General features: G+C 74.0%; 24 protein-coding genes. 8 read left to right on the forward strand and 16 right to left on the reverse strand.

Features of this window, described 5'->3' with window-relative positions:
• Window positions 1-37: 37 nt before the first annotated feature.
• Together ABZ449_RS03455 and ABZ449_RS03460 are read right to left on the reverse strand one after the other, a co-directional pair.
• Window positions 38-511, reverse strand: a complete 474-nt coding sequence (locus ABZ449_RS03455; RefSeq protein WP_360339402.1) for a PaaI family thioesterase — start codon at window positions 509-511, stop codon at window positions 38-40.
• Window positions 512-543: 32 nt separating this feature from the next.
• Window positions 544-1,167, reverse strand: coding sequence for a TetR family transcriptional regulator C-terminal domain-containing protein (locus ABZ449_RS03460; RefSeq protein WP_360339405.1), 624 nt, complete (start codon window positions 1,165-1,167; stop codon window positions 544-546).
• A gap of 73 nt (window positions 1,168-1,240) precedes the next feature.
• On the opposite strand from ABZ449_RS03460, the gene ABZ449_RS03465 reads away from it, so the two are divergent.
• Window positions 1,241-1,744, forward strand: a complete 504-nt coding sequence (locus ABZ449_RS03465; RefSeq protein WP_360339408.1) for a DUF1453 domain-containing protein — start codon at window positions 1,241-1,243, stop codon at window positions 1,742-1,744.
• A gap of 42 nt (window positions 1,745-1,786) precedes the next feature.
• A complete protein-coding gene (locus ABZ449_RS03470) occupies window positions 1,787-2,305 on the forward strand; it encodes a hypothetical protein (protein ID WP_360339411.1) in 519 nt (172 codons plus the stop codon).
• Window positions 2,306-2,359: 54 nt separating this feature from the next.
• Here ABZ449_RS03470 and ABZ449_RS03475 read toward each other — a convergent pair whose 3' ends face one another.
• Entirely contained in the window at window positions 2,360-5,266 is a 2,907-nt protein-coding gene (locus tag ABZ449_RS03475; RefSeq protein ID WP_360339414.1) for an FAD-binding and (Fe-S)-binding domain-containing protein, read from the reverse strand.
• A gap of 121 nt (window positions 5,267-5,387) precedes the next feature.
• Between ABZ449_RS03475 and ABZ449_RS03480 the strand changes: the two genes are divergently transcribed.
• A complete protein-coding gene (locus ABZ449_RS03480; protein WP_360339417.1) occupies window positions 5,388-6,014 on the forward strand; it encodes a hypothetical protein in 627 nt (208 codons plus the stop codon).
• A 7-nt stretch (window positions 6,015-6,021) separates the two neighbouring features.
• Here ABZ449_RS03480 and ABZ449_RS03485 read toward each other — a convergent pair whose 3' ends face one another.
• The 3 genes from ABZ449_RS03485 to ABZ449_RS03495 form a co-directional block, all read right to left on the reverse strand.
• Window positions 6,022-7,026 carry a glycosyltransferase family 2 protein gene (locus tag ABZ449_RS03485; RefSeq protein ID WP_360339420.1) on the reverse strand — a complete coding sequence of 335 codons (1,005 nt, stop codon included), beginning with the start codon at window positions 7,024-7,026 and terminating at the stop codon, window positions 6,022-6,024.
• A 211-nt stretch (window positions 7,027-7,237) separates the two neighbouring features.
• Window positions 7,238-7,891 carry a transglycosylase SLT domain-containing protein gene (locus ABZ449_RS03490; RefSeq protein WP_360339423.1) on the reverse strand — a complete coding sequence of 218 codons (654 nt, stop codon included), beginning with the start codon at window positions 7,889-7,891 and terminating at the stop codon, window positions 7,238-7,240.
• Between the two features lie 539 nt (window positions 7,892-8,430).
• Window positions 8,431-9,279 (reverse strand): EI24 domain-containing protein, encoded by an 849-nt coding sequence (locus ABZ449_RS03495; RefSeq protein ID WP_360339426.1) that lies wholly within the window; start codon window positions 9,277-9,279, stop codon window positions 8,431-8,433.
• 164 nt (window positions 9,280-9,443) lie between these two features.
• Between ABZ449_RS03495 and ABZ449_RS03500 the strand changes: the two genes are divergently transcribed.
• Window positions 9,444-10,205, forward strand: a complete 762-nt coding sequence (locus ABZ449_RS03500; protein ID WP_360339429.1) for a serine protease — start codon at window positions 9,444-9,446, stop codon at window positions 10,203-10,205.
• Between the two features lie 162 nt (window positions 10,206-10,367).
• Here the strand turns inward: ABZ449_RS03500 and ABZ449_RS03505 are convergent, their stop codons facing one another.
• The 3 genes from ABZ449_RS03505 to ABZ449_RS03515 all read right to left on the reverse strand — a co-directional run bounded on the left by ABZ449_RS03505 (window position 10,368) and on the right by ABZ449_RS03515 (window position 13,680).
• Entirely contained in the window at window positions 10,368-11,522 is a 1,155-nt protein-coding gene (locus ABZ449_RS03505) for a helix-turn-helix transcriptional regulator (protein ID WP_360339432.1), read from the reverse strand.
• Between the two features lie 190 nt (window positions 11,523-11,712).
• On the reverse strand, window positions 11,713-13,152 hold the full coding sequence (locus ABZ449_RS03510) for an amino acid permease (protein WP_360339435.1): 1,440 nt from the start codon (window positions 13,150-13,152) through the stop codon (window positions 11,713-11,715).
• Window positions 13,153-13,416: 264 nt separating this feature from the next.
• On the reverse strand, window positions 13,417-13,680 hold the full coding sequence (locus ABZ449_RS03515; protein ID WP_360339438.1) for a hypothetical protein: 264 nt from the start codon (window positions 13,678-13,680) through the stop codon (window positions 13,417-13,419).
• A 146-nt stretch (window positions 13,681-13,826) separates the two neighbouring features.
• Here ABZ449_RS03515 and ABZ449_RS03520 point away from each other — a divergent pair, with 146 nt between their 5' ends.
• Both ABZ449_RS03520 and ABZ449_RS03525 read left to right on the forward strand, forming a co-directional pair.
• Window positions 13,827-14,870 (forward strand): Ku protein, encoded by a 1,044-nt coding sequence (locus ABZ449_RS03520; RefSeq protein ID WP_360339441.1) that lies wholly within the window; start codon window positions 13,827-13,829, stop codon window positions 14,868-14,870.
• 58 nt (window positions 14,871-14,928) lie between these two features.
• Window positions 14,929-15,228: a hypothetical protein gene (locus tag ABZ449_RS03525; RefSeq protein ID WP_360339444.1), complete on the forward strand. Its 300-nt coding sequence runs from the start codon at window positions 14,929-14,931 to the stop codon at window positions 15,226-15,228.
• A 33-nt stretch (window positions 15,229-15,261) separates the two neighbouring features.
• Here ABZ449_RS03525 and ABZ449_RS03530 read toward each other — a convergent pair whose 3' ends face one another.
• Together ABZ449_RS03530 and ABZ449_RS03535 are read right to left on the reverse strand one after the other, a co-directional pair.
• A complete protein-coding gene (locus tag ABZ449_RS03530) occupies window positions 15,262-16,650 on the reverse strand; it encodes an NADP-dependent succinic semialdehyde dehydrogenase (protein WP_360339447.1) in 1,389 nt (462 codons plus the stop codon).
• 120 nt (window positions 16,651-16,770) lie between these two features.
• The gene (locus ABZ449_RS03535) at window positions 16,771-17,052 is read right to left on the reverse strand and encodes a DUF6158 family protein (RefSeq protein ID WP_360339450.1); all 282 of its coding nucleotides are present in this window, start codon (window positions 17,050-17,052) and stop codon (window positions 16,771-16,773) included.
• A 173-nt stretch (window positions 17,053-17,225) separates the two neighbouring features.
• Here ABZ449_RS03535 and ABZ449_RS03540 point away from each other — a divergent pair, with 173 nt between their 5' ends.
• Window positions 17,226-18,209 (forward strand): adenosine deaminase, encoded by a 984-nt coding sequence (locus ABZ449_RS03540; protein ID WP_360339453.1) that lies wholly within the window; start codon window positions 17,226-17,228, stop codon window positions 18,207-18,209.
• A gap of 75 nt (window positions 18,210-18,284) precedes the next feature.
• Here the strand turns inward: ABZ449_RS03540 and ABZ449_RS03545 are convergent, their stop codons facing one another.
• The 4 genes from ABZ449_RS03545 to ABZ449_RS03560 all read right to left on the reverse strand — a co-directional run bounded on the left by ABZ449_RS03545 (window position 18,285) and on the right by ABZ449_RS03560 (window position 21,029).
• A complete protein-coding gene (locus ABZ449_RS03545) occupies window positions 18,285-18,905 on the reverse strand; it encodes a vitamin K epoxide reductase family protein (protein WP_360339456.1) in 621 nt (206 codons plus the stop codon).
• Entirely contained in the window at window positions 18,902-19,696 is a 795-nt protein-coding gene (locus ABZ449_RS03550) for a thioredoxin domain-containing protein (RefSeq protein WP_360339459.1), read from the reverse strand. Before ABZ449_RS03550 ends, ABZ449_RS03545 begins: the two co-directional genes overlap by 4 nt.
• A gap of 110 nt (window positions 19,697-19,806) precedes the next feature.
• Window positions 19,807-20,466, reverse strand: a complete 660-nt coding sequence (locus tag ABZ449_RS03555; RefSeq protein ID WP_360339462.1) for a hypothetical protein — start codon at window positions 20,464-20,466, stop codon at window positions 19,807-19,809.
• 110 nt (window positions 20,467-20,576) lie between these two features.
• Window positions 20,577-21,029 (reverse strand): SRPBCC family protein, encoded by a 453-nt coding sequence (locus ABZ449_RS03560; protein ID WP_360339465.1) that lies wholly within the window; start codon window positions 21,027-21,029, stop codon window positions 20,577-20,579.
• A 142-nt stretch (window positions 21,030-21,171) separates the two neighbouring features.
• Here ABZ449_RS03560 and ABZ449_RS03565 point away from each other — a divergent pair, with 142 nt between their 5' ends.
• Window positions 21,172-22,041, forward strand: a complete 870-nt coding sequence (locus ABZ449_RS03565; RefSeq protein WP_360339468.1) for a DNA-formamidopyrimidine glycosylase family protein — start codon at window positions 21,172-21,174, stop codon at window positions 22,039-22,041.
• Between the two features lie 48 nt (window positions 22,042-22,089).
• Here ABZ449_RS03565 and ABZ449_RS03570 read toward each other — a convergent pair whose 3' ends face one another.
• Window positions 22,090-22,950: an SAM-dependent methyltransferase gene (locus ABZ449_RS03570; protein WP_360339471.1), complete on the reverse strand. Its 861-nt coding sequence runs from the start codon at window positions 22,948-22,950 to the stop codon at window positions 22,090-22,092.
• Window positions 22,951-23,367 lie beyond the last annotated feature (417 nt).

Consider the following 23,367-nt stretch of genomic DNA (forward strand, 5'->3'; position numbering starts at 1 on the left):
TGTGACATCCGGGCTCGGAGTCGGGGCGCCGGCCGGGTCAGCCCAGGGCGTAGACGGCGGTGGCGTGGGCGGCGGGCTCCCGGGTGCCCCAGGCGCCTCGGGTGCCTTCGGCGGCTCCGGTGTCCTCGGTGTCGCCGGTGTCCTCGGTGTCCTCGGGCACGAGGGTGATGTCGAGGAAGGCGATCCGGCGGCCGAGCCTGGTGATCCGGGCGTGCACCAGGAGGTCCCGGGCGAGGACCGCGCGCTGGAAGGTGGTGGACTGCTGGACGGTGGTCATCGGGCCGAACCCGCCGCGGGCCGCGCACAGGGCGATCACGCAGGCCGTGTCGGCGGCGGCCATCAGCGCCTGACCGGACAGCGCGCCGCCCTCGCGGGCGAGCCGGTCGGACCAGGGCAGCCGCAGGACGGCGTGGTGGTCGTCGGCCTCGACGGTCGACAGGCCCAGGTCCTGCACCCAGGGCGCGAAGTGGTCGGCCAGGATCCGGTCCGCCTCGGCGGTGGTGAGGGTCATCGCGCCATTGTGCCGGGGGTGTTGGCGCGGTGTCAGGAGGCCGGGGCGGCCAGGGTGTCGAGGTGCCGGCGCAGCACCGTGCGCAGCTCGTCCGGTCCGACCAGGTCGGGGTGCTGGACGGCCTGGAGGGTGAGGCCGTCCAGCAGGGCGGAGAGCCGGCGGGTCTCGACGCCGAGGTCGAGGCCGGGGGCCAGGCCGCCGGCGCGCTCGGACTCGGTGAGGACGCGTCGGACCAGGTCGTCGAGTCCGGCCTGCATCTCGGCGGCGCGGGGCCGCAGGTCGGGCCTGGTCCGGGCGGCGGTGACGAAGGAGAGCCAGAGCGCGGACTCCTCCCGGCGCTCGGCGTCCAGCGGGAGGGTCTCGGCGAGCAGCCGGACGGTCCGTTCGCGCCGGTCGGTGCCGGCGGAGGCCGGGTCGAGCAGGACGGCGGCGTGCACCCGGACGCGGGCCTCGATCCGGTGGGCCAGCTCGCCCATCGCGAAGATCATCAGCTCCGAGCCGCCGGCGAAGTAGTGCCGGACCGAGCCGACGGCCAGTCCGGCCTCCTCGGCGACGTTGCGCAGGGAGGCGTGCTCCAGCCCTTCCCGGGCCGCGACACGAAGGACGGCGTCGGCGACGGCCTGGCGGCGCTCGGCGGGATCGACGATCTTCGGCATGTTGCCGTTATAGCACGGGCGAGCTAAATTGCTGATTTAGCACGGTCGAGCTACAAAAATCGGGGGAGCGGGAATGAACGGCTGGGTGTACGCGGGGCTGATCGCCGCCGTGGTCGTGGCGGTGGTGATCCGGCGGTTGCGCGGTGAGCCGCTCAACGCCCGGGACCTCTTCGCGCCGCCGGTGGTGCTCACCGGCCTCGGCGTGTGGGCGCTCGCCCGGCGACACGGCCTCGGTGCGGCCGACTACGGCTGGATCGCGGCGGGTGCCGCGCTCGGCGTCGCCCTGGGGGCGGCGCGCGGCGCCACCATCCGGGTCTACGAGCGGGAGGGCGTGCTGTGGCAGCGGTACACCGGGCGGACCTTCCTGGTCGCGGCGCTCTCGCTCGCCGTGATGGCCGGCTTCGCCGCGCTCGCCGGACATTTCGGCCTGGCCGCGGACGCCCGGCCGGTCCAGCTGTCGATCGGCCCGGGCTTCCTGGGGGAGGCCCTGGTGGTGGGCTGTCGCGGGCTCGCCTCGGGCACTCCGTTCGCGCCCGAGCGGCGGGCTTCGGGGCTCCTGGATCGACTCGGTCGGTAACTTTGGTTGTCGATTCGGGATCTGGTAACTAAAGTTGTCGGCATGACGATCGTGGAGATCACCCATGAGGAACGGGCCGAGCTGGCCAAGGCCCTTCTCGATGCCCTCGGCCCCGTCGCCGCCGCCGCGCGCGCCCGCGCGACCGGTGTGCCCGCGGAACGGATGTGGAACGCCGAGCCCGTCGAGGTCGCCCTCTCCGTGCTGTCCGCCTGGAAGCTGGTGGACGCCGAGGTCAAGCGGCTCACCGCGGGCGCGGCCGCCACCGCGGGCTCCTACGGCGCCAGCTACGAACAGCTCGGTGCCGCCTGGGGCATCACCCGGCAGGGCGCCCGGAAGAAGTGGCCGGAGGCCGTCAGTCGTCCGGCAGTGGAGTCCGAATCGCTTCGACTCTTCGGTGGAACAGTCGAGTTGACCGAGGACACGGCTGCCGGCGGCTGGCGCTGGACGGCCACCGGTGCCGACGGCGCGACCGGCGAGGCGGTCACCGGCCACCGGTCCCGCGAGGAGGCCGCGGCGCACGCCGGGGCCTTCCTCGCGGCGCACGCACAGGGCGTGGCCTGAGGTCTGTCCGGCGGATCCTCGCCGGGTCCGCGAAGATCCGCCGCCCCGGCCTGGTCACTCCTCGTGCCGCAGCTCCCGGGCGATCAGCTCCGCCAGGTGCAGGGCCCGCCGCCCGTCGGCGAGTTGGGCGATCTGGGTGCGGCAGCTGAAGCCGTCCGCGAGGAGCACCGTCCGAGGCCCGGCGGCGCGGACCTCCGGCAGCAGCACCCGCTCCGCGATGGCCTCGGACACCTCGAAGTGGCCCCGCGCGAAGCCGAAGTCGCCCGCCAGGCCGCAGCAGCCGGAGTCCAGCACCCGGTTGTTCAGGCCGAGTCGGGCCTCCACCCGGCGGTCGGCGGCGCTGCCCAGGACCGCGTGCTGGTGGCAGTGGGTCTGGGTGAGGGCGTCCAGCCGGATCCGGGGGAGCGGGGCGTCCGGGGCGTACTCGTCGAGGAACTCGGCGAAGGTGCGGGTGCGGTCGGCGAGCGGGCGGCCCCGCGCGCCGAGCAGCCGGGGCAGGTCCTCGCGCAGGGTCGCGGTGCAGCTGGGGTCCAGGCCGACCACGGGGGTGTCGGCCGGGACCCCGCCCGCCGCCGGATCCGCCTCTGTCAGCGCCCGCAGGCTGCGCCGCAACACCCGGCGGGCGGTGCCGAGTTGGCCGGTGGAGTACCAGGTGAGGCCGCAGCAGACCGGGCCCGAGGGCAGCCGGACGTCGAAGCCCAGGTGCTCCAGCACCTCGACGGCCGAGCGCAACACGCTCGGCTGGAGGTGGTCGGAGAAGGTGTCCGGCCACAGCAGCACCGGCCGGGTGCCCGCCGGGGCCGGGTGGGCGGCGCGGTGCCGCCGGTACCAGGCGGTGAAGGTCTCCGGCGGGAAGACCGGCAGCACCCGCCGCGGGTCGATCCCGGCGAGCCGCTTGAGCGGCCCGCCGGCCCGGGAGCGGGCGAGCGCGTTGGCCGCTCCGGGCGCGAGCGCGACGGCCCGCAGCCAGAGCGGCAGCCAGCCCATCGAGTAGTGCGCGAGCGGGCGCGGCCGGCGCCGGTAGTGCTGGTGCAGGAACTCGGCCTTGTAGGTCGCCATGTCGACGTGGACCGGGCAGTCGCTCGCGCAGCCCTTGCAGCTCAGGCAGAGGTCCAGCGCCTCCCGGACCTCCTCCGAACGCCAGCCGTCCGCGACGGCGTCCCCGCGCAGCATCTCGGCGAGCAGCCGGGCCCGCCCCCGGGTGGAGTGCCGCTCCTCGCCGGTGGCCAGGTAGCTCGGGCACATCACCCCACTGCCCGGGGCCACACACTTGGCGACGCCCACGCAGCGGTGCACCGCCTTGACCAGGCTGCCGCCGTCCTGCTCGTACGGGAGGGCCAGCGGCAGCGTGCGGCGCGGGGCGGTGACGAAGCGCAGGTCGGCGTCGAGCGGCCGGGGATCGACCAGGGCGCCCGGGTTGAGCAGGTTCTCCGGGTCCCAGATCCGCTTGAACTCGCCGAAGAGGCCGATGACTTCGGGCGGGTACATGCGCGGCAGCAGTTCGGCCCGGGCCTGGCCGTCGCCGTGCTCGCCGGAGAGCGAACCGCCGTACGAGACCGCCAGATCGGCGGCCTGCTCCAGGAACTCCCGGAAGACCAGCACCCCTTGGGGCTCGTCCAGCGGGAAGTCGATCCGCAGGTGCACGCAGCCGTCGCCGAAGTGCCCGTACGGGACGCCGTGCAGGCTGTGCCGGCGCAACAGGGCGCGCAGGTCCCGAAGGTAGTCGCCGAGCCGCTCGGGCGGGACGGCGGAGTCCTCCCAGCCGGGCCAGGCCTCGCCGCCCCCGGGCAGCCGGGTGACGATTCCCGCGCCGGCCTCCCGGACGGCCCACAGCTGGCGCTGCTCGACGGGGTCGGTGACCAGGGCGACGGTGGCGGAGCGCTCGCGCCGTACCGCGTCGCCCAGCCGGCGGGCGGCCTGGTAGGCGGCCAGCGGGGTGTCGCCGCCGGTCTCCAGGAACAGCCAGCACTCGCCGGCCGGCAGCCGGTCCAGCGCGGGCGGGCGCGGGCCGGCGGCGAGCAGCGCGGCGATCAGGTCGGCCGCCATGCCCTCGGCGGTCAGCGGACCGTACGGCAGCAGCGCCGGGACGGCGTCGGCGGCGGCGGCCTCGTCGGGGTAGCCGGCCACCACCAGGGCCCGCGCGGGCGGGTCCTCGACCAGGCGGACGGTGGCGCCGAGCAGCAGCGCGCAGGTGCCCTCGGTGCCGGTGAGCGCCCTCGCCAGGTCGTGGCCGTGCTCGGGCAGCAGCGCGTCCAGCGGGTAGCCGGAGGTGCGGCGGGGCAGTCGGGGCATGCCCTGCCGGATGAGGGCGAGGTTGCGGTCGGTGAACTCCTGCAGCTCGGTGTGGAGCCGGCCGGCGCGTCCGGGCCGCGCGGCGAGCGCGGCACGCTCCGCGGAGCCGAGCCGGCCGCCGACGGTCAGCTCGGTGCCGTCCGCGAGCAGCAGCTCCAGCCGCTCGACGTTGTCGGCGGTGCGGCCCCAGGCGAGCGAGTGCGAGCCGCAGGAGTCGTTGCCGATCATGCCGCCGAGGGTGCAGCGGCTGTGCGTGGACGGGTCGGGGCCGAAACGCAGCCCGTGCGGCCGGGCGGCGCGCTGGAGGTCGTCCAGCACGGTGCCGGGCTGGACGCGCGCGGTGCGGGCCTGCGGGTCGAGCTCCAGCACCGAGCCGAGGTGGCGGCGGAAGTCCAGCACCACCGCCCCCGGGCCGATCGCCTGCCCGCCGATGCTGGTCCCGGCCCCGCGCGCCACCACCGGCACCCGGTACTCGCGGCAGAGCGCCATCGCGGTGCGCACGTCGTCGAGGTCGGCGGGTTTGACCACGCCGAGCGGCAACTGCCGGTAGTTGGAGGCGTCCTGGCTGTAGACGGCGCGTTCGGCGGTGCCGAAGCGGACCTCGCCGTGCAGCACGGCGGCCAGCTCACGGGCCAACTCGGCCCCGGGGACGGCGGACGGACGGCTCACCAGGGACCTCCCGGGCGGGTGCGGCGACTGCTCCGCCGATGATCGCAGGCGCTCCGCGGCACCGGTACCGGGCACGACGGGGGTACCGCCGACGGGGTGTCATATGACACTCTCGATGGTCATGATCGACGAACCCGCGGCCGCCGACCCGGCCGGTCCCGACGCCTACCTCGCCCGACTCCCGATCGGCGAGCCGCTGCCCGTCCCGTCGGACGGCGCGCCCTCCTGGGAGATCTTCCCGTACGACGGCGAGCTGACCGTCCGCGTACTGCGCGCGCCCGAGCTGCCCGAGCCGCCGAGGCACGGCGAGGACGGCCCGGAGAGCTGCCCGGACTGCGCCCGCCCGGACACCGACTTCCTGTGGACGGACGAGCACTGGCGGCTCGGCACCGCCGACGAGCCGGACGGTCTGCCCGCCACGCTGCTCCTCTGGCCGCGCGCCCATCACGACCTGCTGGACCTGCCGGCCGAGCTCTCCGCGCAGCTGGGCCCGATGCTGCAGCGGGTGGAGCGGGCCGTACGGTCGCTCGGCGGCATCGGCCGGGTGCATGTGAACCGCTGGGGCGACGGCGCCGCGCACCTGCACCTGTGGCTCCTCGCCCGGCCCGAGGGGGTGACCCAGCTGCGCGGCTCGACGCTGTCGCTGTGGATGGACGTGCTGCCGCCGCTGCCCGCCGGGGTGAGGGCCGAGCGGGCCCGCCGGATCGCCGCCGCGATGGCCGCCGAGGGCGGCACCGCGCACGCCTGAACCGCGGCTACTTCCGCCCGGTGAGCGTGCCGCGGGCGATGTGGGAGAGCTTGGCGACTTCGAAGGCCGGGTAGGCGCCGCCGGCCAGCAGCGAGAACTTGATCCCCTCGCGGCCGCCCGGCCGGCGGTGGCCGGGCGGCTGGAAGCGGCGGTGGTGCTCGGCGGCGCGGTGGAAGAACTGCGGGCGCTCGGCGCGGGTGACGCAGCCGGCCAGGTCGAAGACGAACAGGTAGTGCCGGATCATCCGGACGAACAGTGCCTCGCGCACCGCGTACAGGTGCGGCTGGTCCTCCAGCAGGGCGAAGCTGCGCTCGTACTGCTCGAACAGGTCGAAGACGCTGCTGCCCGGGCCGCCTGCGGGGTGGACGGTCTCCCGGCGGCGCAGCTGCACGCACTCGCGGGCCAGCACGGCGGCCTTCCGGGCGCCGAGCAGCGCGGCGTGCGCGACGGAGACCTCCTCGTAGCGGCCGGGCGGGAAGGCCAGGCCCAGCGCGGCCCAGTGGCCGCGGCGGATGAGCCGGTCCCAGATCAGCGGCGGCGCGCCGAACAGGGCGGGCCGGTCGAAGGGCGCGAACGGTTCGGGGCCGGCCTCGGCGAGCAGGGCCTCGGCTCCGCCCGGCCAGTCCCGGTCCTGGTGCCGGCGGGAGTGGCCGAACAGCAGCACGTCCACCGGCCCGGTCTGCTGGAGCCGGTCGGCGAGCGTCCGCAGCGCGTCCCGGGGCAGCAGGTGGTCGGCGTCCAGGAACAGCAGGTACTCGCCGCTCGCCCGCGCCGCGCCCGCGTTGCGGCTCGCCCCGACCCCGACCGCCGCGGTCAGGTGCAGCACCGACACCCGCGGGTGCCGGGCCGCGTACGCGTCGGCGAGCCCGCCGGCCGTCTCGGGGGACCGGTCGGCGACGACGATCACCTCGACGTCGGCCAGGGACTGCGCGAGCAGCGAGTCCAGGCAGTCGGCGAGCTGTTCGTGCTGGTCGTAGGCGGGGAGCACGACGCTGATCAGGGGTGAGGGCATGACGCCGGAGCGTAAGAGGGCCTGCGGACCGTGGCAAAGGCCTGACGGTCCGTAATTCCTGGCAATCGGTGGCAAACCGTACGAGTGTGCGCCATATCTTCACGCCGTCTTCCGGACGTGCACACGCCCGTGCCGACCTGCGGTGATGCGGGTCGGGGCCCGCGACGCGGAGTGCGTCGCGGGCCCCGGTCGGCCGAACGGGAGGCTCGGCTCAGTACCAGTGGTGGCCCTGCCAGAACGACCAGGCGGCACAGGGGCTGCCGTAGCGGGTGTTCATGTAGTTCAGGCCCCACTTGATCTGGGTGGCCGGGTTGGTGCGCCAGTCGGCGCCCGCCGAGGCCATCTTGGAGCCGGGCAGGGCCTGGACGAGGCCGTAGGCGCCGGAGGAGGCGTTGACCGCGAGCGGGTTCCAGCTGCTCTCGCGGAAGACGATGTTGCTGAAGCACTGGAGCTGGCCGGCCGGGACGATCTGCGCGGCGATCTGCTGCGGGGTGCCGGAGTAGGTGGCCGGGGCGCTGTTGAGGTTCTGGCGCTCCTGGGAGCGGGAGGCGGCGGCGTCGGCGTCGGCCTTGGCCTTGGCGTCCGCCTGGGCCTGCGCCTGGGCGGCGGCGTCCGCCGCGGCCTGGGCCTGGGCTTGGGCCTGGGCCTCCTGGGCGGCCTGTTCGGCGGCGGCAGCAGCGGCAGCGGTGTCGGCCTGACCCTGGTCGGCGACCGGCTCGCTGTCCACCGAGACGGCGGCCACGGGGGCGGCCTCGGTGGTGTTCCCGGCCTGCGGGATGGCGAGGGCGGCGGTGGCGGCGCTCGCGACCACGAGAGTGGTGACGCCGGTGATCAGGGAGTTGCGGCGGGCATGGCTGAGCTGCATGGGGCGGGCGATCCTTCTCCGTCGGGGGCCGTGCCGGTGGCACCGGGGGCGGGGCATCGCACGGGCACCGGGTGAGCGGGGCTCGTGCGGCCGCCCTGGACGGCCGTGGCGCCCCGGCGGAAGCGGCGGGGGCGGGCGGGCTGCGTGGCGGCGGTGGTCGGCTGCGCTGCCTGGCGACGGGCCATTCTTGGCAGGGCCGAGGACGGGTGGCAAAGGCGTTCGCTACTACGCGGGATCGTGGCCGTGGGACGGCCGTGCCAGGTTCTGCGCGGTGGATTTGGTGGGATTTGTCCGTATTGCGCACTCGAGGTCCAGGCCGGGCCGAGGCGACGGATCGCAAGGGCGGAAGCCGTGGTGGCCTGTGTTCTTCAGGTGGAGCGCGGCCGCGGGCGGTCCCGCCGGGGCGCCTCGGCGGGGCCGGGGAGGGCGCCCCGAGGCGCCCGTCCACTATCGGGGATCGTGGATGGCGAACCCCCTGTGGGCGGGCTCACACGTCCGCGGGTGCGATGTCGGCGCAGCGTGACCGGGCGGTGACGGCCTCACGGAGTCGCGTACGGATTCCCCGGGACGGGCCGTGCGGTGACGGCGGGCGTGGCGGTGGGCGTGCTGGTGGGGGCCGCGGCGGTCGGGCCCTCCTGCTCGTCCTCCTGGACGGGCGGGACGAGGTCGCGGGCCAGGAGGGTGGCGCCGGCGACGGCCCCCGGCATGGCGAGCACCGTGACCAGCGGCACCAGGAAGGCCAGCACCAGCGGTGTGCCGAAGCCCAGCGCCAGCCCGAGCCGGGCGCGCAGCAGCCGGATCCGCTCCGGCTGCGGCACCCGGCGCCGCTGCAGGGCGACGGCCGTCAGCTCGACGGTCAGGAAGAAGCCGGACACCAGGAAGCCGAGCGCCGGGACGAGCGTCTGTCCGACCACGGGGATGAACCCGCAGGCGAACAGCACCACGCCGAACGCGGCCACCCGCACCAGCACGTACAGGCTGTCGCGCACGGCGATCAGCAGCTCCCACCAGAGCGTGGTCTCCGGCGGGGTGGGCGCACCGCCCTCGGTCTCGTCGACCTCGGCGGCGAGCGCCTCGTAGAAGGGCTGCCCGACCAGCAGGGTGACGGCGGTGAAGGTGAGCAGGGAGAGCAGCAGGCCGCCGCCGAAGACGAGTGCGGCGAGCGCGTCGCGCAGCAGGCCCCGCCAGGGGGAGGACCAGTGGTCGGCGAAGGGGGTCGCCCAGTCCGCGAGGTCCACGGACCAGGCGCCCAGGAAGGCGAGCGCCACGACGTAGCCGACCAGGGCGATCAGGGCCGGCAGCATCCCGAATCCCCACCAGCGGCCGCGCCGGCCCACCCACTTCTGGCCCTCGACCAGGTACTTCATCCCCACCGCAAGATCTCGCATGGGCGATCACCCTAGGGCTTCCGCGCCCGGAACCCCGCATTGCCGTGTTCCTGCCAGTTTCGACCGGCAAGGACGGGCCCCTCCTGCCGCGCCGCCCGCCGGGCCACTCTCGGTCTTCCCCCACCTGCAAGGAGGATCTGATGAAGCGTCAACTCGGAAGATTCATGAGCCTGCTGGCCGGCCTGGTGCTCGGCGTCGGCGCGCTCGCGCTGCCCGCCGCCGCCTCGCCGGAGCCCTCGCCGAGCGTGGTCGGCGGCACGCGGGCGACCCAGGGCGAGTTCCCGTTCGTGGTGCGGCTCTCGATGGGCTGCGGCGGCGCGTTCTACACCTCGCAGATCGTGCTCACCGCCGCCCACTGCGTCGACGGCACCGGCGCCAACAGCAGCATCACCGTCACCGCGGGAGCGGTCGACCTGAACAGCGGCAGCGCGATCAAGGTCCGCTCCTCGTACGTGTACCAGTCGCCCGCCTTCACCGGCGCCGAGGACGGCGACGACTGGGCGCTGATCAAGCTGGCCTCGCCGGTGAGCAGCAGCCTGGTCACCACCCTGCCGATCGCCACCTCCACCGCCAACGACAACGGCACCTTCACCATCATGGGGTGGGGTGCCGCGCGCGAGGGCGGCGGCCAGCAGCGGTACCTGCTCAAGGCCACCGTGCCGTTCGTCGACGACGCCAGCTGCGCCCGCGCCTACCCGGGCCTGAACGCCGCCGGCTCGCTCTGCGCGGGCTACACCCAGGGCGGCGTCGACACCTGCCAGGGTGACTCCGGCGGCCCGATGGTCCGCAAGGACACGGCGGGCCGCTGGGTCCAGGTCGGCATCGTCAGCTGGGGCAACGGCTGCGCCCGCGCGGGCTACCCGGGCGTCTACACCCAGGTGAGCACCTACGCGGCCGACATCGCCGCCGCGGCGGCCGGCCTCTGATCCGACCCGACAGGGCCGACTGATCCGAGCCGGCAGGCTCGATCGAACCGAGCCGGCAGGGACGACCGAACCGACCCGGCAGGGCCGGCCACCACACCCGCAGGTGGTGGCCGGTCCTGCCGTTCCGTCCAGAGCGATCCGGGCGCCGCCGCGCCCGGGCCCTCACCCGCGCAGCCACTCCTCGGCCCGCCGGCGCTCGCGGGCGATGCGGCCGGTGGTGCCCGGCGGCAGACGGGCCAGCAGGGCGACGGCGGCACCGCCGTGGCCGGCGAGGGCATGGGCGCCGGCGAGTCGGGCGGTGATCAGGGCGTGGTCGCGCGGATGGGCGGCCGGGTCGAGGAGCCGCAGGGCCGCCGCCAGCCGGGCCGCCGCGCCGCGGGCGTGGGCGGTGCGGCCGGTGTGCAGGGCGAGGTCCCGCCGGCAGGTGCCGTGGGCGACGGCCAGAACCAGCCCGGCGCGGGCCGCCCGGGGCGACGGTGCGCCGGAGCGCAGTGCGGTGTCGGACAGCCGCCGGGCGTCCTCCAGCGCCCGGCGGACCTGCGGCGGCCGGCCGGCCAGCGCGTGGGCGTGCGCCTGGGCGACGGCGGCCCAGGCCCGGAGCCCCGGCAGGGCGGGGGCGGTGGTCCGGGCGGACTCGGCCAGGGCGAGCGCGGTGGAGGGGTCGCCGTGCCACCAGTACAGGGTGCTCTGCCGGACGAGCAGGGCGGCCGTGGTGGCCCGGTCGCCGGTCGCGCGCGCCCACTCCAGCCCGGCGGCGTACCAGCTGAGCGCGCGGGCGTGGCGGTCGCCCTCGAAGTGGGCCCAGCCGGCGAGCTCGGCGTACTGGGCGGCGAGCGCGCGGTCGGCGGGTTCCTCGCGCGGGTCGGGGTGCCGACCGCCGAGCAGGGTGTGGGCGTGGTGCTCCAGGACGGCGGCCAGCTCCTCGCCGCCGATCCTGCCCGCGGCGGCGCGGTAGACGGCCAGCAGGTGGGCGAGCACCTCGACGGTGGCGGCGTCGGGCGGGGCGGCGCGGGCGGCGAGCGGCGGCCGGGTGGCGGCCCGTTCGCCGAGGTGTTCGCGTTCCCGCTGGACGGTCTGCCAGAGCTCCGCCAACTCGCCGTCGGCGAGCAGGAGTTCGTCGGCCCGGGCGGGCATCCCCGGCGGCGGCCAGCGGCGGGCGTTCTCCACCCGGCTGATCAGCGAGTCGTGGTAGCCGAGCAGCCGGCCGAACTCGGCCTGGCTGAGGCCGCGGGCCTCGCGCCAGTGGCGCAGGCGGCGGCCGAAGCGCAGGCGCGCGGACTCGGGTTCCGTGCGGGGCGGAGGCGGTGGGGGCGGCATGGGAGCGGGTGGGGGCGGCACGGGGTCTCCCGGAGGGGGCGGGGGAGCGCTCGTGGGGGAGCGTCATGCCCAGGTATCCCCATTGACGTGCCTTGGTCAAACGAGGGGCGGCCCGGCCCGGGAACGACGCCGGGCCCGGGAGCCTCCGCAACGGCTCCCGGGCCCGGCGTTCCCGCGCGGGGCGGGCGGGTCAGGAACCCGCCGCCACCGCGGCCCGCCGCCGTCGGCCCACCACGGCCGAGGCCGCCAGCACGATGGCTGCGGCGACCAGCGACAGGTACATCTGCTTGCGCCCGTCGGCGTCGGTGAACATGTACGCCATGACGAACCCGATCATGCCCATGGCCGTCCAGGTCAGGTACGGGTACAGCCACATCCGGACGGTGTGCCGCTCGGGCATCTCGCGCTCGATGATCTTCCGCATCCGCAGCTGGGTGGCGCAGATCACCAGCCAGACGAAGAGCGCGACGGCGCCGGAGGAGTTCAGCAGGAAGGCGAACACGGTGTCCGGCGAGGTGTAGTTGAAGAAGACCGCGACGAAGCCGAAGACCACCGAGGAGAGGATGGCGACCCGCGGCACGCCGCGCGAGGTCACCGTGGCGAAGGCCTTGGGCGCGTCCCCGCGCTGGCCGAGCGAGAAGGCCATCCGGGAGGCGGTGTACATCCCGGAGTTGAGGCAGGACAGCACCGCCGTCAGCACGATCACGTCCATCACCTGGCCGGCGCCCGCGATGCCGACGTGGTCCAGCACCGCCACGTACGGGCTCGCCTTGACGTCGGCGGAGTCCCACGGGAGCAGGGTGACCACGAGCAGGATCGAGCCCAGGTAGAAGATCCCGATGCGCCAGATGACGCTGTTGGTGGCCTTGCTGACCGCCTTCTCCGGGTCCTCCGACTCGCCCGCCGCCAGGGTGACGATCTCGCTGCCCATGAACGCGAAGACCACGGTGAGCATGCCCGTGAACACCGCGCCCACCCCGTGCGGCAGGAAGCCGCCGTGACCGGTGAGGTTGCTGGTGCCGACCGCGTGGGTGCCCGGCAGCAGACCGAAGGCGGCGAGGGTGCCGATCACCAGGAACGCGGCGATCGCGACCACCTTGATCCCGGCGAACCAGAACTCGAACTCGCCGTAGGAGGCGACCGAGAAGAGGTTGGTGGCGGTGAGCACCGCCATCACGATCAGCGCCCAGCCCCACTGCGGCACGCCGGGCACCCAGTTGTTGAGGATCTTCGCGCCGGCGGTCGCCTCGACCGCGAGCACCACGACCCAGAAGAACCAGTACAGCCAGCCGATGCTGAACCCGGCCCAGCGGCCTAGCGCGCGGTCCGCGTACGCCGAGAACGAGCCGCTCTGCGGGTCGGCCGCGGCCATCTCGCCGAGCATCCGCATCACCAGCACGACCAGCGCGCCGGCCAGTGCGTAGGAGAGCAGGATGCCCGGGCCGGTGGCCGCGATGCCCGCGCCGGAGCCGACGAAGAGGCCGGCTCCGATCACGCCGCCGATGGCGATCATCGACAGGTGGCGGTTCTTGAGCCCGGCCTTCAGGTGGCCGTCGCCGCCGTGTTCGATCGGACCAGGCTGCTGGGGGAGCTTCGTGGCCGTCGTGGGCTTGGTGGTGTCCGCACTCATCAGGTGCCCTGTGCCTTTCCAGCGCGGTGTGACCCTCGACTCGTCTCGTCGGAGGGTGGGGGACTGGCCCGCGCATTGCGTCGCAACCTAACTTCTACGCCCGGGTATCGGAACAGAGCTTTGATAACTGTTCGCTTACCGGACACAAAAGGCCTGGTCAGAGTGGGTGGAAAGGTGGCATGGAAACCTCAGATCTGACGCATCGTCAGTATTCGGAAAGGTTGCCAAGCTCTGCTGGGGCTCAAGTCGCCCGCACGTGGGCGGTCAGATCGGCCGCACGTCGAGGACGGTGATCGCCGCCTCGTCCGCCGGCCGCCCGGTCAGTCGGGCGGCCAGGATCCGGGGGATGTCCTCCTCCTGTGAGTATCCGGGCAGGACGGTCACCTCCGCGCGCCGTGCGCCGGGCTCGCCCCGTACCGCGTACGTCACCAGGTAGCCGTACCGCTCCGGCGGCGGCGCCTGGCCCCGGTCCTGCCGGTCCTGCCGGTCCTGCCGGTCCTGCCGGTTCTCCCGGCTCCGGGTGGTCATCCCCATCGACCTCCTCGGCCCATTCTCGGCGCGGTGTGGCCGATCCTCGCAAATCCGGGCAGAGTGGGATTCTCGGGGCGTGCCGCAGGAGCAGCCCGAGCGTGCTCGGTGCCGGCCGGTTCCCGGCGCCGGTCAGGAGCGACCCCATGCAGACCACCTGGAAGGGGACGATCAGCTTCGGGCTGGTCAGCATCCCCGTCCACCTGTACTCCGCGACCCAGGAGCACGACGTCCCGCTGCACCAGGTGCACGCCAAGGACGGCGGCCGGGTGCGGATGAAGCGGTACTGCGAGCGGGAGGAGAAGGAGGTCCCGTACGCGGAGATCGCCAAGGGGTACGAGTCCCCCGACGGGCGGACCGTCACGCTCTCCGACGAGGACCTCGCCGACCTGCCGCTGCCCAGCAAGAAGATCATCGACGTGCTGGCCTTCGTCGACGAGGGCGAGATCGATCCGCTGATGTTCTCCAAGGCCTACTACGTGGGTGTCGCCGACAAGGCCGCCGCCAAGCCGTACGCGCTGCTGCGCGACGCGCTCACCGAGTCCGGGCAGATCGCCGTCACCAAGATCGCGCTGCGCACCCGGGAGTCGCCCGCGGTGCTGCGGGTGCACGACAACACCCTGGTGCTGCAGACCTGCATCTGGCCCGACGAGGTCCGTCCGGCGGCCGGCATCGCGCCCGAGGGGGACGTCACCGTCCGGCCGCAGGAGCTCAAGATGGCGCGGTCGCTGATGGACACCCTCTCCGAGGACTTCGACCTGGCCCAGCTGCACGACGACTACCAGCAGGCGCTGCAGCAGGTGATCACGGCGCGGTTGGAGGGCGTGGAGGTCCCGCACGAGGAGGAGCCGGGCGAGGCGCCGGACAACGTGATCGACCTGATGGAGGCGCTGCGCAGCAGCCTCAAGCGCGCCAAGGGCGGGCGGGGCGCCGGGGCCGAGGAGACCGGGGCCGAGGAGGCGGGCGCCGAGGAATCGGGCGCCGAGGAGGAGCCCGCGCCGCGCAGGCGCGCCCCGGCGAAGAAGAGCGCCCCGGCGGCCCGGAAGACCGCCGCGAAGGCGGGCTCGGACACCGCCGCCAAGACCGCGGAGAAGGATGCCGCCAAGGGCGCCGCCAAAGGCGCCACCAGGAGTTCGGCGGCGAAGCGGACCACCACCCGGAAGCCCTCGGCTCCCCGCAAGGCCTCCTGACCCCTCCCGGGCCAGGCGTTCCTCCCGTCCCAGCCGTCCAGCATTGGAGGCGATCCCGATGGACCTGCTGACCTACCAGGAAGTCGACGCCAAGGCCGACGCCGCCGTCGGCCCCGAAGCCCGCAAGGCCCGGGGCTTCGGGCACCGCGTCTGGCACTGGCTGCTCAGCCTCAGCCCCACCGTGGTGACGTTCATGATCGCGCTCTCGATAGGCCTCGGCATGGTCGCCACCCAGGTGAGCCTGCTGGCGGTGCTGGTGCCGATGGCGATCTTCTGGGGCCTGACGGTCATCGCGATGTTCGGCGTGCTCGCCCGCTGGATGACCCCCGGGCCGGGCCGGCACCGCGTGGCGTCCTGACCCGGCCGGGACGGGCGCGGGGGCCGGGAGGGCTCAGCCGATCCACACCGTGGTGACGTTGCAGAACTCCCGGATCCCGTGCCCGGAGAGCTCCCGCCCGAACCCGGAGCGCTTGACGCCGCCGAACGGCAGCGCCGGGTGGGAGGCCGTCATCCCGTTGAAGAACACCCCGCCGGCCTGGATGTCCCGGACGAAGCGCTCCCGCTCGGCCTCGTCGTCGGTCCAGACGTTGGCGCTGAGCCCGAACGGCGTGTCGTTGGCGACCGCCACCGCCTCGTCCAGGTCGGCCACCCGGTAGACGGTGGCGACCGGGCCGAAGGTCTCCTCCTGGTGGATCCGCATCGCCGGGGTGATGCCGGTCAGCACCGTGGGCTCGAAGAACCAGCCGGTGTCCCAGCCGGTCGGCCGACCGCCGCCGCACTCCACCCGGGCGCCGCGGGTGCGGGCGTCCTCGACCAGCTCCTCCAGGTCGTCCCGGCCCTGGCGGCTGGCCAGCGGGCCGACGTCGGTGCCCTCGTCCATCGGGTCGCCGACCTTCAGCGCGCGCATCGCCTCGGTGAAGCCGGCGGTGAAGCGGTCGTACACGTCGGTGTGCACGACGAAGCGCTTGGCGGCGATGCAGGACTGGCCGTTGTTCTGTACCCGGGCCCGGACGGCGGTGCGCACCGCGGCGTCCACGTCGGCGCTCGGCAGCACCACGAACGGGTCGCTGCCGCCCAGCTCCAGCACGGCCTTCTTGACCTCGTCCGCCGCGGTGGCCGCGACCGCCCGCCCGGCCGGCTCGCTGCCGGTGAGGGTGACGGCGGCGACCCTGTGGTCCCGGATCACCCCCTCGACCGCGCCCGAGCCGATCAGCAGCGTCTGGAAGCAGCCCTCGGGGAAACCGGCCCGCCGGAACAGCTCCTCGATCGCCAGCGCGGTGCGCGGCACGTTGGACGCGTGCTTGAGCAGGCCGACGTTGCCCGCCATCAGGGCGGGCGCGGCGAACCGGACGACCTGCCAGAGCGGGAAGTTCCACGGCATCACGGCCAGCACCGGGCCGAGCGGGCGGTAGCGGACGTAGGCGCGGGCGGCGCCGGAGTCGGCCACGTCGGCCGGGGCCGGGTGCTCGTCGGCGAGCAGTGCCTCGGCGTTGTCCGCGTACCAGCGCATCGCCTTGGCGCACTTGGCGGCCTCGGCGCGGGCGGCGGCGAGCGGCTTGCCCATCTCCTCGGTCATGGTGCGGGCGACCACCTCCTGGTCCCGGTCCAGCAGGTCGGCGGCGCGGTGCATCAGTTCGGCGCGGGCGGCGAAGGGGGTGCCGCGGTAGCTGTGGAAGGCGGCCTCGGCGCGGGCCAGCCGCTGCTCGACGCCGGCCGCGTCGAGCGGCTCGAAGGTCTGGAGGGTCTCGCCGGTCGCGGGGTTGACGCTGGCGATGGGCATGCGGGGCTCCCAGGAGGGTCAGGGTCCGGTGCGTCTGCCCTCACACCCTCCCTGACCGCCCGGCTCCGGGCACGCCACCGCGCGCCCGGCGTGTCCCGTCGGGCGCGCGATCCGCTCTCCTCACTCCGGCAGCGACTCCACCCGGGCCGCCGCCTCCCGGGCCCGGGCCCCGGCCCTGGTCCGGGCCGCGGTGACCTGCCGGTTGGGGAAGCGGTGCAGGTACTCGGCCTCCAGCTCCCCGGTGCGCAGCGTGTGCCGCTTCAGCGCCTCCTCCGAGCCGTACAGGAAGGTCTCGTGGCGGGTGCGGTGGAGCTGTTCCAGCTCGTGCAGGAGCGTGTCGTTGCCCAGGGCGTGCGGGGAGATGCCCGCGGGCCGGATGTGCGGGTCGTCGGCGTGCCGCATCTCGGTGCCTCCTCGGCGGAAGTCCCCTCCTCCAGGGTGCCCGCGGACCGTCGCCGGTGCACCCGATCCGTCCGCGCGCGAGCCGCCCACCGGGCCGGGGAACTGGGGCGGATCATAGGATGAATCCTTCCGTACACGTTCAGGACCGCCCCGCCTACCGCTCGGACACGCACATGCCGCTTCCCAAGGCCGAACTCCACCTGCACATCGAAGGCACCCTGGAGCCCGAACTCGCCTTCGAGCTCGCCGCCCGCAACGGCGTGGAGCTGCCGTACGCCGACACCGAGGCGCTGCGCGAGGCGTACTCCTTCAGCGACCTCCAGTCCTTCCTGGACCTCTACTACGCGCTGATGACCGTGCTGCGCACCGAGGACGACTTCGCCGACCTCGCCGACGCCTACCTGGCCCGGGCCGCCGAGCAGGGCGTGCGCCACGCGGAGATCTTCTTCGACCCGCAGGCGCACACCGCGCGCGGGGTCCCGCTGGGCGTGGTGGTGGACGGACTGACCCGGGCGCTGGAACGCAGTGAGGAGCGGTACGGCATCAGCACCCAGCTGATCATGTGCTTCCTGCGGGACGAGTCCGCCGAGTCCGCGCTGGAGACCTTCGAGGCCGCCCGCCCGTACCTCGACCGGATCGCCGGCATCGGCCTGGACTCCGCCGAGGTCGGCCACCCTCCGGTGAAGTTCCGCGAGGTGTACCGCCGGGCCGCCGAGGCCGGGCTGCGCAGGGTCGCCCACGCGGGCGAGGAGGGCCCGGCCGCGTACATCACCGAGGCGCTGGACGTCCTCGGCGTCGAGCGGATCGACCACGGGCTGCGCTGCCTGGAGGACGGCGAGCTGGTCGCCCGCCTGGTGCGCGAGCAGATCCCGCTGACCCTCTGCCCGCTCTCCAACGTCCGGCTGCGCTGCATCGACACCCTCGCCGACCACCCGCTGGCCGAAATGCTGGAGGCCGGCCTGCTGGTCACCGTCAACTCCGATGACCCGGCGTACTTCGGCGGCTACGTGGAGGACAACTTCCGCGCCGTGCGCGAGGCCCTCGCCCTCGACCAGGAGACCCTGCGGCTGCTGGCCGCCAACTCCTTCCGCGCCTCCTTCATCGGCGAGCGGCGCCGGGCCGAACTCCTCGCCGAGGTCGAGGCCTACGTGTTCTGACGTTCCCCTCCGCCCGTCGCGCCGGCCCGTCACCCGTCCGGGGGTGGCGGGCCGGCGCGCTCGCAGCGCGGCAGATCAGATCAGGGTGCTCCAGTAGTACCAGAACCGGTTGAGGATCAGCAGCGCGATCACCGCGTACCACAGGGCCGGGACGACCCAGTGGTAGCGCGCCGCCTCCCGGACGGCCACCCGCAGCCGCGGCCCCACCGGGATCACGCCGGTGCGCAGGTTGTGCAGCGTGGTGTACCAGAACAGCGGGATCACCGCGGCCCACACCACCATGCAGTACGGGCAGAGCGCGCCGATCCGGTACAGCGCCTGGTACATCAGCCAGGTCACGAAGCCGACCCCGAACACCGTCCCGGCCTGCAGGCCGAGCCAGAACCAGCGCCGGTACGCCGCACCCGAGAGCAGTCCCGCGCCGATCGCCACGACCACCCCGAAGGCGACCAGCCCGATCAGCGAGTTGGGGAAGCCGAAGGCCTCCGCCTGCGCGCTGCGCATGATCGAACCGCAGCTGATGATCGGATTGATGTTGCAGTTGGGGACGTAGGACGGATCCTCCAGCAGCCGGATCTTGTCCAGCGTGAGGACCGTCGAGGCGAACAGGCCGACGGCGCCGCCGATCAGCAGCAGCCAGGCGAACGGCCGGCTCGCGCCGAAGGCGGGCCGTACGGCGGGGGAGCCGGCCGTCATCCGGTCACCTGCTTGACCATCGCGGTGAACTGCTCGGGCGAGACGGCCTTGCCGTTGGTGAGGACGTCCAGCTTCCTGCCGTCCAGCTTGACGGTCGGCGTGCCGGTGACGTCGCTCTTGTTGAACTCCTCGTTGACCTTGGCCGCCCACGGGGCGTAGGTGCCGTCCTGGACGGCCTTGACGAAGGCGTCGGTCTTCAGGCCGGGCACCTGGCCGGCCAGGTCCAGGATGTGGTTGACGTCGCCGAAGGCGTCGCTGCGCTCGTCCGGCTGGTTGGCGTACAGCACGTCGTGGAACGCCTTGAACTTGTCCACGCCCTCGTTCAGCGCGGCGCCGGCGGCGGCCAGCGCGGTGCGCGAGCCCTTCCCGCCGAGGTTGTTGTCCAGGAACGTCGCCAGGTGGTACTCGACCTTGTACGAGCCGTCGTCGGCGAGCTGCTGGATCGCCTTGCCGGTGGTGGTCTCCAGCTGCTCGCAGAACGGGCAGCGGAAGTCCTCGTAGACCTCCAGGGTGTGCGGGGCGTCGGCCTTGCCGTAGGTGATCACGGTGCCGTCGGTGCCGCTCGCGTTGGCCGGCACCACCAGCGGGCCGTTCGCGGCGGCGACCGAGCCGGAGCCGGAGGAGCCGCCGACCGCGAAGGCCACGCCCGCCGCGAGGGCCAGGACGGCGGCGGAGGCGCCGCCGACCACCACCCGGCGGCGAACGCGGTCGGAGCGTTCGGCCTGGGCACGGGCGGCGCGCATGCGGTCGGTGGCGGAGGTCTTCCTGTCGGTCTTGCGGGAGTTGCTCATGGGGTGTCGTCCTGTGCTCTCGGGCGTACGGGGAGGCGCGCGGCCGACGAGGGGCCTGCGCGAGGGGGAGAGACAGCCGACTGAGCGGGATCGGGCGGGGAGCCCGCGGCTCAGACGGCCAGGGCGAACACCGGGGGACCGCGCCGGACGGCCGGGCGGACGACGACGTCCTCGGCGGGGACCAGGGTGCGGCTGGCCCGGGGGAACGGCGCCCGCGCCGGCGGACGGGCCGGCAGCGGGGCGGTCAGCAGCCGCAGCCAGCGGGCGGCGGCCGGCAGGTGGCGGTGCAGGAACTCGCCCAGCATCCGGACGGCGCCGGCCAGGCAGCACAGCGCGGCGTCCGCACGGCGCAGCCAGTAGGCGCCGGCCAGCGCGATCACCGTGTGCAGCAGCAGGAGCAGCAGCACACCGGTCCGGGCGGAGACGCCGTGACCGAGCAGGAAACCGCCGAGCGAGCCGCCGCCGCACAGCAGCGGCTGGAGGCCGTGCCCGGCGCCGGGCGGCAGCGAGGGACAGGTGCTCTGCGCGAGGTCGAACAGCGCGCCGGCGCCCAGCTCCAAGGGCAGGAACACCGCCGCGATCGCCGGATAGCCGCGCTCGCGGCCGGCCAGCGCGAAGGCCACCGCGAAGACGGCGGCCGAGGCCAGCAGCATCGGGCCGACCGGCAGCGCGCGGCCGGTGACCAGCACCTGGCCGAGCCCGGCGAGCAGCACGACCAGCGCGGCGAAGACCGCCGCGCGGAGCGTCCTGGTGACCGGGCCGATGTCCATGGGATCCGAGTCTGCCACAGGTTGAAACCGGAACGGTCTGCCGGGCGGTGGGCTGTGAACAGCCTCACCACCCGGGCTGAGCTGGGCTTATCCGGTGCTTACAGGGGTGTTCACGGGTGGGCGTCGGCGGCACGCACCCGCGCCTCGACCAGCTCCCGGAAATGGTCCAGGTCCTCGCGAACCGCGCGCTCGATCGCACCCGCCTGGGCGAAACCGCGCGGCCCGCCGAACTCCCGCCGCACCGCCTCCGGGTCGTACTCCACCCGGATCTGCAGGCGGGTGTGCCGGGCGTCGAGCGGCAGCAGCGCGAAGGCGCCGCGCAGCCGGAGGGCGTCCAGGGTCCGCCAGGCCATCACCCGGCCCCGGCCTCGGTCGGTGATCTCGGCTTCGACCGAGCGCTCCGTGCCGTCGACCTCCACCCCGAGGTGCGCCAGGTTCCGGCCGTGCGGCTGGGCGGTGCGGAGGCCGTCGACGAACCGGGGGTACTCGTGCACGCGGTGCAGTTGCTCCCAGGCGGCCAGGACGGGGGCGGCGATGTCGATCTGTTCCTCAAGGGTGCTCATGGGGTGTGGCACCTCCCTGGGGTCCAGCCTGCGCCTTGGGGGTGGGGGTGGGCAAAGGGGGGTGGGGGAGGGGGCGTCCCTTGCGCTTGGTGGGGGCTCGGGTGAGCGCGCGGAGGGCGGGTGGCGGGGAGAGACTGGGTGCATGCCGGAGCTGCCTGAGGTCGAGGCGCTGAGTGTCTTCCTGTCCGGGCGGTTGGTCGGGCGGGTGATCGCCCGGGTGCAGCCGGTGGCGATCAGTGCGCTGAAGACGTACGACCCGCCGGTGGCGGTGTTGGAGGGGCGGACGGTCGGGGCGGTGAGCAGGCGCGGGAAGTTCCTGGACGTCGAGGCCGAGGGGGTGCACCTGGTGGTTCACCTGGCGCGGGCCGGGTGGGTGCGGTGGAGGGACGGGATGCCTGCTGAGCCGCCGCGGCCGGGGCCGCGCAATCCGTTGGCGCTGCGGGTGCGGCTGGTGGGGGAGGGCGGGGACGGGTTCGATCTCACCGAGGCCGGGTCGAAGAAGGGGCTGGCGGTCCATGTGGTGCGGGACCCGGCCGAGGTGCCGGGGGTGGCCGGGCTCGGTCCGGATCCGCTGGATCCGGGCTTCGCCCTGGCGGACTTCGCCGCGCTGTTGCGGGGGGAGCGGCGGCGGATCAAGGGTGTGCTGCGGGATCAGCGGGTGCTGGCGGGAGTGGGCAACGCCTATTCGGACGAGGTGTTGCACGCGGCCCGGATGTCGCCGTACAAGATCGCCGGGAGTCTGACGGAGGACGAGGTGGCCCGGTTGTACGAGGCGCTGGGCGGCACGCTGCGGGAGGCGGTGGAGCGCTCGCGGGGGCTGGCGGCGGGGGAGCTGAAGGCGGACAAGAAGCTCGGGTTGCGGGTGCACGGCCGGACCGGGCAGGCCTGTCCGGTGTGCGGGGACACGATTCGTGAGGTGTTCTTCGCGGACTCCTCGCTCCAGTACTGCCCGACCTGCCAGACCGGGGGCAAGCCGCTGGCGGACCGGCGGCTGTCGCGGCTGCTGAAGTGACGCCTCGGCCGGGTGGGACGGTTGCGTCCCACCCGGCGGGTGGGGGTGTCAGCGCTTGATCGCGACGCCGCCCCAGTAGTAGGCGGCCTTCGGGTCGGCCGGGGGCTCGCCGTCCGGGCGCCAGGCCAGCACCGGGGCGACGCCCGGCTCGACGAGGTCCCAGCCGTCGAAGAAGCGGACCACGTCGTCGTAGCCGCGCGGCACCAGGGTCATTCCGCCGGCCCGGGCGGCCTCGGCGACCTTGCCGACGGCCTCGGGGTCGAAGTCCGGGGTCGGGGTGGTCAGGGCGATGCAGCTGCCGGACGGAAGGGCGTCGCGCAGCGCGGCCACCCGGCCCCACGGGTCGTCCTCGTCGGCGATCAGCATCAGGACGGCGATCATCAGCAGGCCGACCGGCTGGGTGAGGTCGAGGGTGGCGGTGAGCGCCGGGTCGGCGAACAGCTCCTCGGGCTTGCGCAGGTCGGCGTGGATGTAGGTGGTGCGGCTGGCCGGGCTGGAGACCATCAGGGCGCGGGCGTGGGCGAGCACGATCGGGTCGTTGTCGACGTAGACCACCCGGGTCCCCGGGCTGACCGCCTCGGCGATCTCGTGGGTGTTCGGCGAGGTCGGGATGCCGGTGCCGAGGTCGAGGAACTGGCGGATGCCGTGCTCCTGGGCCAGGTAGCGCACGGCCCGGCCCTGGAACGCCCGGTTGGCCTTGGCCATCTCCTTGACGCTCGGGACGGCCTGCTCGATCGCCTGCCCCATGGCGCGGTCCGGCGGGAAGTTGGTCTTGCCTCCCAGCCAGTAGTCGTACACGCGCGCAGAGTGCGGGGCAGTGGTGTCGACGCCGAAACGCTCCCACTGGCTGAGCTCCGGGGAGTCGTCGTCCTGCGGGCCCTGGTGGGGGAAGTCCTGACTTGTCGTCATGGCCACGTCCTCTGATGGCAGATCATCACACTGGGGAAGGCACAGCGTAGCGGTCCGGACGGGAGGTGGAGCGTCCGGTCGGGGAAGATCCGTGGAAGATCTTCGGACGCGGCGTGTGCGGGGCGGTCCTTGGGCCGTCGGAGTGGTGATCGGGTCCGTCGGAGTTGCCCCCGGGAGGGGCGGCGGCGGCCGGGGGATGCATTCACAATGCTGTCAGATCGTCAGATTACTTCGCGTAGATTGCTACTGGTTGCGGCTGGAATGTCCCTCTTGGGGACGGCGGCTGCCGGATGCCGGAGTTACGTGGGCGGTGGGGGGAGCGGGGCCACGGCGGGGGTGAGCAACCAAGTCAGCATTTTTACCGGGTTAAGTTATGCTGGACTCCGAGAGCAGGTGAGCCCGTGGTGCGGGAAGGGA

It is taken from the genome of Kitasatospora sp. NPDC005856 (assembly GCF_040629945.1).
In the GTDB taxonomy this organism is placed as follows: domain Bacteria; phylum Actinomycetota; class Actinomycetes; order Streptomycetales; family Streptomycetaceae; genus Kitasatospora.

Coding starts and splice junctions, on each gene's coding strand:
- ABZ449_RS03565 (WP_360339468.1), top strand. CDS start 21,172: ATGCCGGAGCTGCCTGAGGTCGAGGCGCTGAGTGTCTTCCTGTCCGGG.
- ABZ449_RS03515 (WP_360339438.1), bottom strand. CDS start 13,680: ATGACCACCCGGAGCCGGGAGAACCGGCAGGACCGGCAGGACCGGCAG.
- ABZ449_RS03495 (WP_360339426.1), bottom strand. CDS start 9,279: ATGCGAGATCTTGCGGTGGGGATGAAGTACCTGGTCGAGGGCCAGAAG.
- ABZ449_RS03535 (WP_360339450.1), bottom strand. CDS start 17,052: ATGCGGCACGCCGACGACCCGCACATCCGGCCCGCGGGCATCTCCCCG.
- ABZ449_RS03525 (WP_360339444.1), top strand. CDS start 14,929: ATGGACCTGCTGACCTACCAGGAAGTCGACGCCAAGGCCGACGCCGCC.
- ABZ449_RS03500 (WP_360339429.1), top strand. CDS start 9,444: ATGAGCCTGCTGGCCGGCCTGGTGCTCGGCGTCGGCGCGCTCGCGCTG.
- ABZ449_RS03490 (WP_360339423.1), bottom strand. CDS start 7,891: ATGCAGCTCAGCCATGCCCGCCGCAACTCCCTGATCACCGGCGTCACC.
- ABZ449_RS03510 (WP_360339435.1), bottom strand. CDS start 13,152: ATGAGTGCGGACACCACCAAGCCCACGACGGCCACGAAGCTCCCCCAG.
- ABZ449_RS03530 (WP_360339447.1), bottom strand. CDS start 16,650: ATGCCCATCGCCAGCGTCAACCCCGCGACCGGCGAGACCCTCCAGACC.
- ABZ449_RS03540 (WP_360339453.1), top strand. CDS start 17,226: ATGCCGCTTCCCAAGGCCGAACTCCACCTGCACATCGAAGGCACCCTG.
- ABZ449_RS03545 (WP_360339456.1), bottom strand. CDS start 18,905: ATGACGGCCGGCTCCCCCGCCGTACGGCCCGCCTTCGGCGCGAGCCGG.
- ABZ449_RS03470 (WP_360339411.1), top strand. CDS start 1,787: ATGACGATCGTGGAGATCACCCATGAGGAACGGGCCGAGCTGGCCAAG.
- ABZ449_RS03550 (WP_360339459.1), bottom strand. CDS start 19,696: ATGAGCAACTCCCGCAAGACCGACAGGAAGACCTCCGCCACCGACCGC.
- ABZ449_RS03520 (WP_360339441.1), top strand. CDS start 13,827: ATGCAGACCACCTGGAAGGGGACGATCAGCTTCGGGCTGGTCAGCATC.
- ABZ449_RS03480 (WP_360339417.1), top strand. CDS start 5,388: ATGATCGACGAACCCGCGGCCGCCGACCCGGCCGGTCCCGACGCCTAC.
- ABZ449_RS03505 (WP_360339432.1), bottom strand. CDS start 11,522: ATGCCGCCCCCACCGCCTCCGCCCCGCACGGAACCCGAGTCCGCGCGC.
- ABZ449_RS03555 (WP_360339462.1), bottom strand. CDS start 20,466: ATGGACATCGGCCCGGTCACCAGGACGCTCCGCGCGGCGGTCTTCGCC.
- ABZ449_RS03570 (WP_360339471.1), bottom strand. CDS start 22,950: ATGACGACAAGTCAGGACTTCCCCCACCAGGGCCCGCAGGACGACGAC.
- ABZ449_RS03560 (WP_360339465.1), bottom strand. CDS start 21,029: ATGAGCACCCTTGAGGAACAGATCGACATCGCCGCCCCCGTCCTGGCC.
- ABZ449_RS03485 (WP_360339420.1), bottom strand. CDS start 7,026: ATGCCCTCACCCCTGATCAGCGTCGTGCTCCCCGCCTACGACCAGCAC.
- ABZ449_RS03455 (WP_360339402.1), bottom strand. CDS start 511: ATGACCCTCACCACCGCCGAGGCGGACCGGATCCTGGCCGACCACTTC.
- ABZ449_RS03465 (WP_360339408.1), top strand. CDS start 1,241: ATGAACGGCTGGGTGTACGCGGGGCTGATCGCCGCCGTGGTCGTGGCG.
- ABZ449_RS03460 (WP_360339405.1), bottom strand. CDS start 1,167: ATGCCGAAGATCGTCGATCCCGCCGAGCGCCGCCAGGCCGTCGCCGAC.